Below are 8,088 nucleotides of genomic sequence, written 5' to 3' on the forward strand. Positions count from 1 at the left end.
CAGCCGCCGCGGCGCGCGGTCTTGGCGGGTGCGGCGGACGAGGACGCGGGGCCGGTGCGGGGTGGCGGCCCGGCCGAACAGCAGGAGCAGCGGTGCCCGGAGCCACCCCGCGAGCGCGCGCAGCACGCGGAACGCGGCGCGCTCCCCGTACGCCAGCCACAGGCCGCACAGCACCGCCGCCAGCAGGTGCGCGGCCAGCATGCCGGCCGGTGACGTGCCGCCCATGGCGTGCGCGCCGGCCGGCAGCGCGTCGGCCGCCGCCGCGGACGCGTGGCCCGCCGCCTCGTGCGGCGCGTGCCCCACCGGGGTGCCGGACTCCGGTACGGCGGTGAGCACGTTCCCGGGTGGCGGCAGGGACACGAGCCGGCCGAGCCCGGCCTCGGTGACGACCCGCAGGGCCTCGCCGGGGGTCAGGTCGACCGGGGCGCTCCCGCCGCAGGTGAGGTACTCCGCCCACTGCCGGGCGAACGAGGTCCCCGAGGGCAGGGAGGGGCGGACCACCGACTGCGCCAGCGAGAACAGCGCGTGCAGCAGAGTCTGCACGGCCACCGTCGCACCGGTCACGGCCGCGGCACCGCGTTCCTGTCCGGCGAGCGCCCAGGCCGCCGCCACCGTGCCCGCCAACGCGGCGGACACCGCCCACCAGGGCACGGCCGCCCCCGACATGAGGAGGTGGCCGGTGGCCGCGAGCAGCACGCAGAGGGCTGCGAACATCGCAGCCCGTACGGCTCGGGAACAGTGGCCTGGGGTCATGGCGGTTCATCCTCGCACCGGTGTTCCGGGCGGAGCGTCGGGGTGCGCACTTCCCGACAAGTTCTCCCGTACGCCGTTGACGGGACGGCCCGTTCATCCGATGGGGCGGGTCCTTCCCCGTGAGATGTGGCGCAGGGCACAGGGCGCGGAGGGAACTCGCCCGGGCCCGCGACCGACTGCCTTCCCGGCCGTGTTCGACATCGGGTGACGGGAGAGATCTGTGGCGACAGAAGGGGAGGCGGCGACGGCCGCGCCACCGAAGGGCGACGACCGGCCCACCCGGCAGCTGACCGCGCTGCTCACCTGTGCCATGGCGTTCTCGATGCTGCAACTGTTCGTCCTGGGTGCGCTGGGCCCCCGCGTCGTGGACGCGTTGGGCATGACGCCCGCCGTGCTCGGGCTGACGACCACCCTCGGCTTCGGGACGGCCGCCGTGCTGTCCCCGGCCGGCGGCCGCATCGTGGACCGGATCGGTCCGCGCCGCTCGCTGGTGGTCCTGCTCCTGGTGTCCGCCGTGGCGCTGGCCCTGATCGGGGCCGCCCCCGGAACCGGTCTGCTGCTCGCCGCGGTCGCGCTGGGCGGCGTACCGCAGGCACTGGCCAACCCGGCCACCAACAAGGCGGTCCTGGCCGGCGTCCCGCCCGCCCGGCGGGGGGCCGTGACGGGCCTGAAGCAGTCCGGTGTCCAGCTGGGCGCGTTCGTGGCCGGGCTGCCGCTCGTGCTGCTCGCGGGCGGCATCGGCTGGCGGGGCGCCGTGTGGACGGCGTCCGGTGCGGCGCTCCTGGCAGGGGTGTGGGCGCTGCGTACGCTGCCGGCGGACCCGCCGCCGCCCGCGGCCGGGCCGCCCGCGTCGCTCGTACCGCGGGGGATGGTGGCCTGGCTGGCGGTGTTCTCGCTGTTCCTGGGCGCCGGGATCGCCTCGGTGAACACGTATCTGGCCCTGTTCGGCGTCCGCCGCCTGGGGATGGGGCCGACGACGGCCGGGGTACTGGTGGCCGTGCTGGGCGTGGCGGGAATCGTCGGCCGGGTGGCCTGGTCGAGGGCGGCCCGGCCCGGACGCGCCGAATGGCTGCCGGGCGGGCTGGCGTGCGGCGCGGTCGGGGCGGCGCTGCTGCTGGCCGCCGCCGTGTCCACGAGCCCCCTGGTGTGGGTGGGAGCGGTCGCCGTCGGGGTGTTCGCCGTGTCCGGGAACGCCGTCTCCATGGTGCTGGTCGTGCAGCGGGCGGCGGCCGGCCGGGCCGGACAGGACTCGGCGCTCGTCGCGGCCGGGTTCTTCGCCGGATTCGCCCTGGGACCACCGCTGTTCGGCCTGCTCGCGCAGAGCGGGAGGTACGGGCCCGGCTGGATCCTGGTGGCCGCCGAGTTCGCGGCGGCGGGCGCCGTCGCGTTCCTCTGGGCCGTACGGGACCACCGTAAGGTCCCGGCGTGAGCGCCGGGCCGGCGCCCGCCGGGCACTGGGCCGACGGCGCGCTCGCGGCCGTCATGGAGCGCGTGGCCGCCACCGAGGCGGCCGTCGGCACCCGCTTCCCCCTGTACGCGGACCCGGGGGACGGGCGGTGGACGACGACCGGCCGCGGCTCGTGGACCGGCGGCTTCTGGACCGGGCTGCTGTGGCTGCGGGCGCGGTACACCGAGGACTGGGCCGACCGGCGGACGGCGGCCGCGTGGACGGCGCGGCTCGTGCAGTGGGCGGAGGCCGACACCGCCACCCGCGGGCTGATCTTCTGGTACGGGACCGCCCCCGCCGGTCCCGACGGGCGGGCCACCGCGCTCCGGGAGCGGGCCGCCCGCGCCTGCCTGGCGGCCTACGACCCCGAACTCGGCCTGCTGCCCTGGGGCGGCGCCCTCGGCGGGCCGCGCCTGCTGGCCCGGGCGGACGGCGTACCCGGTACGGTGCCGCTCCTGGCGGGAGCCGGACCGCGTGGGGCGGCGGCGGCCGCCGCGCACCTGCACCGGCACCTCGACCTCTGCCTCGGAGGGACCGGCGGCGCGGCCGGGACCGGGGCGACCAGGGCCGGGACCGGCGGGGCGACCGGCATCGGGGCCGGAGTTCCCGGCGGCGCCCCGCCCCCGCCCGCGCGCACGCATCCCGCCTGGAGCTTCGACGCCGCCACGGGCTGGCAGCCCTGCGAGGATCCGGCGCCGGGCTGGAGCCGGGGAAGCGCCTGGCTGCTCCTCGCGGTCGCCGACGCCCTGCTCAACCCCGGTGTCGCCGACGCCCTCAGCACCGGCGCCGCCGATGCCGGGCACGTTCCCGGGGCCGTCGGTGGCGCGGCCGCCCGGCTCGACCAGGCCGCCGGGCAGTTGCTCGCGCAGGCGGGGGTCCTGAGCGGGCGGCCCGTACCGGCGGCGGACTCCTCCCGGCCGGACGGGCCCGCCGACACCTCGGCCGCCGCGATCACCGCGGTCGCCCTGCTGAAACTGGCGCGGGTGCCCGGCCCCCGGGCCGCGGCGTGCGCGGAGCGGGGGGAGGCGGTCCTGCGCCACCTCACGGAGGACCACCTCACCGGCCGGGGGCCGGGCCGCCCGGCCGGGATGCTGCTGGACGGCTGCTACGACGCGGGGAAGGACCTCGCGGTCCGGCACGAGCTGATCTGGGGCGACTTCTTCCTGGCACTGGGGCTGACCGCGCTCGTCGGCGCCGTCGACCTCACCCTCGTGTAGCGGGGCCCGCTCACGGCCGCGGAGCGGCCCCGCCGCCGTAGCCGCGCAGGACGCGGCGGGCCACGGAGGTGACGTGGAGTTCGTCGGGGCCGTCGAGGATCCGGGCGGCCCGGCCGCCGCGGAAGAGCGCGGGCAGCGGGGTGTCCGGGCCGAGCCCGGCGGCGCCGTGCACCTGGATCGCGGAGTCGGTGACCCGCTGGAGCATGCGCGCCGCCGCGACCTTCGCGAGCCCCACCTCGGTACGGGCGTCCTGCCCGGACGCGATCAGGTCGACCGCCTCGTGGACGAAGGGGCGGGTGGTGCGCAGCGCGAGCAGGGCGTCGAAGACGTGCTGCTGGACCAGCTGGTGGTCGGCGAGGGGCCCCCGGGAGCCGCGCCGGGTGGCGGCGCGCTCGCACAGGAGGTCGAAGGCGCGCTGGGCCTGGCCGAGCCAGCGCAGACAGCGCAGGGTGCGGCCGAGCTGCAGCCGTTCGCCCGCGATGTCCAGGGCAGCGCCGGGCGTGCCGAGGAGGTGGTCGGCGGGCACGCGGACCCGGTCGAACGCGATCTCGTACTGGCCCGCGGCTCCGAACACGGGGAGTTCCCGGACCACGCGGAAACCGGGGGAGCGGGTGGGGACGGCGAGCAGGGAGAGCCCGTGGCGGTCGCCGGGGGCCCCGCCGGTGCGGGCCATGACCGTCACCAGGCCGGCGTCGGCGGCGCCGGAGGTGAACCACTTGCGGCCGGTGACGAGCCAGCCGCCGTCCGGCCGCGGCTCGGCCCGGGTGGCGGTCAGGAAGGGGTCGGTGCCGGGGACGTCCGGCTCGGTCATGGCGAAACAGGCCCGCAGCTCTCCCGAGACCAGCGGCTCCAGGTAGGCGCGGACCCCCGGACTCCCGTGGCGGGCCAGCATCGTGACGTCGAGCAGCGGGGCGGAGCCCAGCGCCGCCGGGCCGTGGTCGCTGGCGCCCTCCGCCTCGGCCAGTCGCGCGTACGCCCGGAAGTCCAGCCCGCCACCGCCCAGTTCGGCGGGGAGCGGCAGCGCCCACAGCCCCTCCTCCCGGGCCTCGTCGCGCAGGGCGGTCCGTACGGCGGCGGCCGCGGACCCGCCGGCGTCCAGCACCTCCTCGCGGGGGATCACCCGGTCCGTGACGAAGCGGGTGATCCGCTCCGTCAATTCCGGCAGCGGAACCACGGCCCGCGCCGGGGCCGTCGCGTACGGGGCTGCTGCGTCCGTCACTGTTTTTCTCCTCGTTCCCGGGAACCCGTGCGAACGGCCGCCCGACTGTCTGTCCGTGGAACTGGTCGGGCGCGGACGCGCCCGGGTTCCCGAGTTCCGCGAGACCCGGGCGACGGCCACCGCCGCGCCGGGAGAGGAGAGGCATGGCGTCACCAGCCACCACGCAGACGGTCCGGCCGCTCGACACACTGCGCTTCGACACCTCGGGACCGCCGCAGATCGCGGACGTCGTCGCCGGTCACCTGCGCGTGCTCGGCGCCCGGACGGGCCACCCCGACCCGGGGGACGGGCCCGCGGGCGGCACCACGCTCACCGGCGGTGACTTCGCACCGGCCCACGCGACCACCGCCTGGGGACGCCCCGGGAGCGGGCTCGTCGACGAGGCCACCGTGCAGGCCGCCACCGGCGTCATGGCCGTACACGGGCGCCGGGACGGCGGCCCGCGCGGCCTGGCGGCCGACTACGCGGCGACGGCCACCGCCGTCCTGACGGTGCAGGGGCTGCTCGCGGGCCTGGTGGGCCAGGCCCGGGGCGGCGCCGCCGCCCGCGTGGCCACCGGCGCGGACCGGGCCGGACTGCTCGCCGTGTCCCAGTACCTCGCCGCCGCCGGAGCCGACGAGGGGGAGGCCGCCGAACTCGCCGCCGGGGGACCGCCCTTCACCTCCGCCGAGGGCGTCGTCTTCGAGCTGGAAACCCTCGATCCGGCCGCCTGGGCCGCCTTCTGGCGGGCCTTGGAGGCGCCTCCCGAGGCGCTGCGGGCCGGCTGGCGCCCGTTCCAGTTCCGGTACGCCACCGCCTGCGCCCCGTTCCCGGCAGCCCTCCACACGGTGACGCGGTCCCACCCGATGGCGCGGATCAGCAGCGCCGCGGCCCTCGCCGGAGCCCAGGTGTGCCCCCTGCGCAGCCTCGCGGAGCGCGCCGTGGAGGACGACGGCCTGGCCCCCTGGTCACTGGAGCCCCTCGGCTCCAGAGCCGGCTCTCCCCGCGCGATGGGTACCGGAGCCCCGCCCGGCCCCGGCCGGCCGCTGGCCGGCCTGACCGTGCTGGAGGCCGGCCGGCGCATCCAGGCCCCGCTCGCCGCCCACCTCCTGGGACTCCTCGGCGCCGACGTCATCCGCGTCGAACCGCCGGGCGGCGACCCGCTCCGGGGCATGCCGCCCGCCTGCTCCGGAACCTCCGCGCGCTGGCTCGCCCTCAACCGGGGCAAGCGGGCCGTGGAGATCGACATCAAGTCGGGGCGCGACCGGAACCGGCTGCGGGAGATGGCCGCGCGGGCCGACGTCTTCCTGCACAACTGGGCGCCGGGCAAGGCCGCCGAACTCGGGCTCGACGCCGATGACCTGGCCCGCGTCAACCCGGCGCTGGTCTACGCGTACACCAGCGGCTGGGCCGGCCGCCTCCCCGGCGCTCCCATGGGCACCGACTTCATGGTGCAGGCCCGCACCGGTGTCGGCGAGGCCGTCCGTCCCGAGGGCGAGGCCCCCGCCCCCTCGCTGATGACCCTCCTCGACGTGCTCGGCGGCCTGCTCGGCGCCGAGGCAGTCCTCGCCGGACTCCTGCTGCGCGAACGCACCGGCCACGGCGTACGGGTGGACTCCTCCCTGCTCGGGGCCGCCGACACGCTGACCGCGCCCGCCCTGCTCCGGGCCGCCCGTGGCGAGAACCCCCGTCGGCCGGCCGGGTTCCGGCACCCGCTCAGGACGGCCGACGGCTGGATCGCCCCCGCCGACACGAACGCCACCGCCGCGGCCGCCTACGACCTGCGCGAACTGACCACCGCCGACGCCCTCGCCCAACTGCGCGACCACGGTCTGACGGCCACCGCCGTCACCACCGACCTCGCCGCCCTGCACCACGATCCGCGGTTCGCCGACTCGATCAGCCGCGACGCGCACGGCGCCCCCGCAGTCCCCGACCCCTGGAGCTTCGCATGACCGCCGACCGGCTCGAACTGCGCGACCTGCTGCCCGCCGAACTCCGCCGGTCCTGGGTCGTCGACGGCACCTGCCCCGACCTCGACCTCTACAGCCTGTTCCGGGCCCGCCAGATCGCCGACCTGCACCACACCGCCGTCATCGACGCCAAGGGCGCCCTCTGCTACACCGCGCTGGACCGCAAGGTGCGATGTCTCGCCGCGGGCCTCAGAGACCTCGGGATAGGCCCGGGCGACGTGGTCGGCGTACAACTCCCCAACCACCGGGGCGCCGTCATCGCCGACCTCGCGCTCGCCGCCCTCGGCGCCGTCGCCCTCCCCTTCCCCGTCGGCCGGGGCACGCTGGAGGCCGAGTGCCTGCTGCGCCGGGCCGAGGCCGTCGCCGTCATCGCCGCGACCGAGCACCGCGGCTTCCGGCACGCCGCCGACCTGCTGACGCTCGCGCCGGCCCTCCCGCTCCTGCGCCACGTCATCGCCGCCGGTCCCGGCACCGCCCCGGAAGGAGCGGTCCCGATGGCGGAGCTCATGCGCCGCGACCCCAGCGGATTCGTCCCCGCCCGGCCCGACCCCGACAGCGCGGCCCGGATCCTCGTCTCGTCCGGCTCCGAGGCCGAGCCGAAGATGATCGCGTACTCGCACAACGCGCTGGCCGGGGGCCGGGGCAACTTCCTGGCCTCCCTCATGCCCGACGCAACCCCGCCGCGCTGCCTGTTCCTCGTACCGCTGGCCTCGGCCTTCGGCTCCAACGGAACCGCCGTCACCCTCGCCCGGCACGGCGGCACCCTCGTCCTGCTCGACCACTTCACGCCCGAAGCGGCGGTCGCGGCGGTGCGCGCGCACGAGCCGACGCACGTCCTCGGCGTGCCCACCATGGTCCGGATGATCCTCGAACGCCTGGAGGAGACCCGCGAGGAACTGCCCGCGCCCACCGCCCTGATCCTCGGCGGGGCGCCGCTCGACGAGACCACGGCCGCCGCCGCGGCCAAGGCGTTCGGGTGTCCGGTGGTGAACCTCTACGGGTCCGCCGACGGCGTCAACTGCCACACCGGCCTCGGCACCACCGTCCCGCCCACCGACGGCACCGGCGTCGTCGCCGGTCACCCCGACCCCCGGGTCGCGGAGATCCGCATCGCCGACCCCGACACCCACGAACCGCTGCCCGACGGCGACATCGGCGAGATCATCTCGCGCGGCCCCATGACCCCGCTGTGCTACGTGGGCGCCCCCGACCTGGACGCCCGCTACCGCACGCCCGACGGCTGGGTCCGCACCGGTGACCTCGGCTACCTCGACGCCGGCAGCGTCCTGCACGTCGTGGGCCGCCTCAAGGACATCGTCATCCGCGGCGGCGCCAACATCAGCCCGGCCGAGGTGGAACGCGAACTCACCGCCCACCCGCAGGTCCGCGACGTGGTCTGCGTCGGCGCGGCCCCTCGGCGGCGAGCCTGCGGCGCTCGCGGCGGGACAGCGCGCGCATCCCGATGTACGAGAGCAGGGCCGGGAGCAGGGTGACCGAGGC

Annotated in this window: 6 protein-coding genes; 4 read left to right on the forward strand and 2 right to left on the reverse strand. The window is 77.3% G+C overall.

From position 1 onward, the window contains the following. A partial coding sequence (locus ABT106_RS29765) for a hypothetical protein (RefSeq protein ID WP_351283544.1) occupies window positions 1-753 on the reverse strand: 753 nt, incomplete at its 3' end. Window positions 754-973: 220 nt separating this feature from the next. On the opposite strand from ABT106_RS29765, the gene ABT106_RS29770 reads away from it, so the two are divergent. Then, window positions 974-2,182, forward strand: a complete 1,209-nt coding sequence (locus tag ABT106_RS29770) for an MFS transporter (protein ID WP_502979523.1) — start codon at window positions 974-976, stop codon at window positions 2,180-2,182. Window positions 2,183-2,235: 53 nt separating this feature from the next. After that, window positions 2,236-3,417 carry a sugar ABC transporter permease gene (locus tag ABT106_RS29775; protein WP_502979524.1) on the forward strand — a complete coding sequence of 394 codons (1,182 nt, stop codon included), beginning with the start codon at window positions 2,236-2,238 and terminating at the stop codon, window positions 3,415-3,417. 10 nt (window positions 3,418-3,427) lie between these two features. Here the strand turns inward: ABT106_RS29775 and ABT106_RS29780 are convergent, their stop codons facing one another. Further along, window positions 3,428-4,591 carry an acyl-CoA dehydrogenase family protein gene (locus ABT106_RS29780; protein WP_502979525.1) on the reverse strand — a complete coding sequence of 388 codons (1,164 nt, stop codon included), beginning with the start codon at window positions 4,589-4,591 and terminating at the stop codon, window positions 3,428-3,430. 188 nt (window positions 4,592-4,779) lie between these two features. Here ABT106_RS29780 and ABT106_RS29785 point away from each other — a divergent pair, with 188 nt between their 5' ends. Together ABT106_RS29785 and ABT106_RS29790 are read left to right on the forward strand one after the other, a co-directional pair. Further along, window positions 4,780-6,570, forward strand: a complete 1,791-nt coding sequence (locus ABT106_RS29785; protein ID WP_351283551.1) for a CoA transferase — start codon at window positions 4,780-4,782, stop codon at window positions 6,568-6,570. Beyond that, window positions 6,567-8,081 carry a class I adenylate-forming enzyme family protein gene (locus ABT106_RS29790; protein ID WP_351283553.1) on the forward strand — a complete coding sequence of 505 codons (1,515 nt, stop codon included), beginning with the start codon at window positions 6,567-6,569 and terminating at the stop codon, window positions 8,079-8,081. Before ABT106_RS29785 ends, ABT106_RS29790 begins: the two co-directional genes overlap by 4 nt. The last annotated feature ends 7 nt before the right edge of the window (window positions 8,082-8,088 follow it).

This window comes from Streptomyces sp. NPDC002044 (assembly GCF_040296725.1).
Classification (GTDB): domain Bacteria; phylum Actinomycetota; class Actinomycetes; order Streptomycetales; family Streptomycetaceae; genus Streptomyces; species Streptomyces antarcticus.

Excerpts from the sequence above, each read along its gene's own strand:
- ABT106_RS29775 (WP_502979524.1), top strand. The coding sequence starts at position 2,236 with ATGGAGCGCGTGGCCGCCACCGAGGCGGCCGTCGGCACCCGCTTCCCC.
- ABT106_RS29785 (WP_351283551.1), top strand. The coding sequence starts at position 4,780 with ATGGCGTCACCAGCCACCACGCAGACGGTCCGGCCGCTCGACACACTG.
- ABT106_RS29790 (WP_351283553.1), top strand. The coding sequence starts at position 6,567 with ATGACCGCCGACCGGCTCGAACTGCGCGACCTGCTGCCCGCCGAACTC.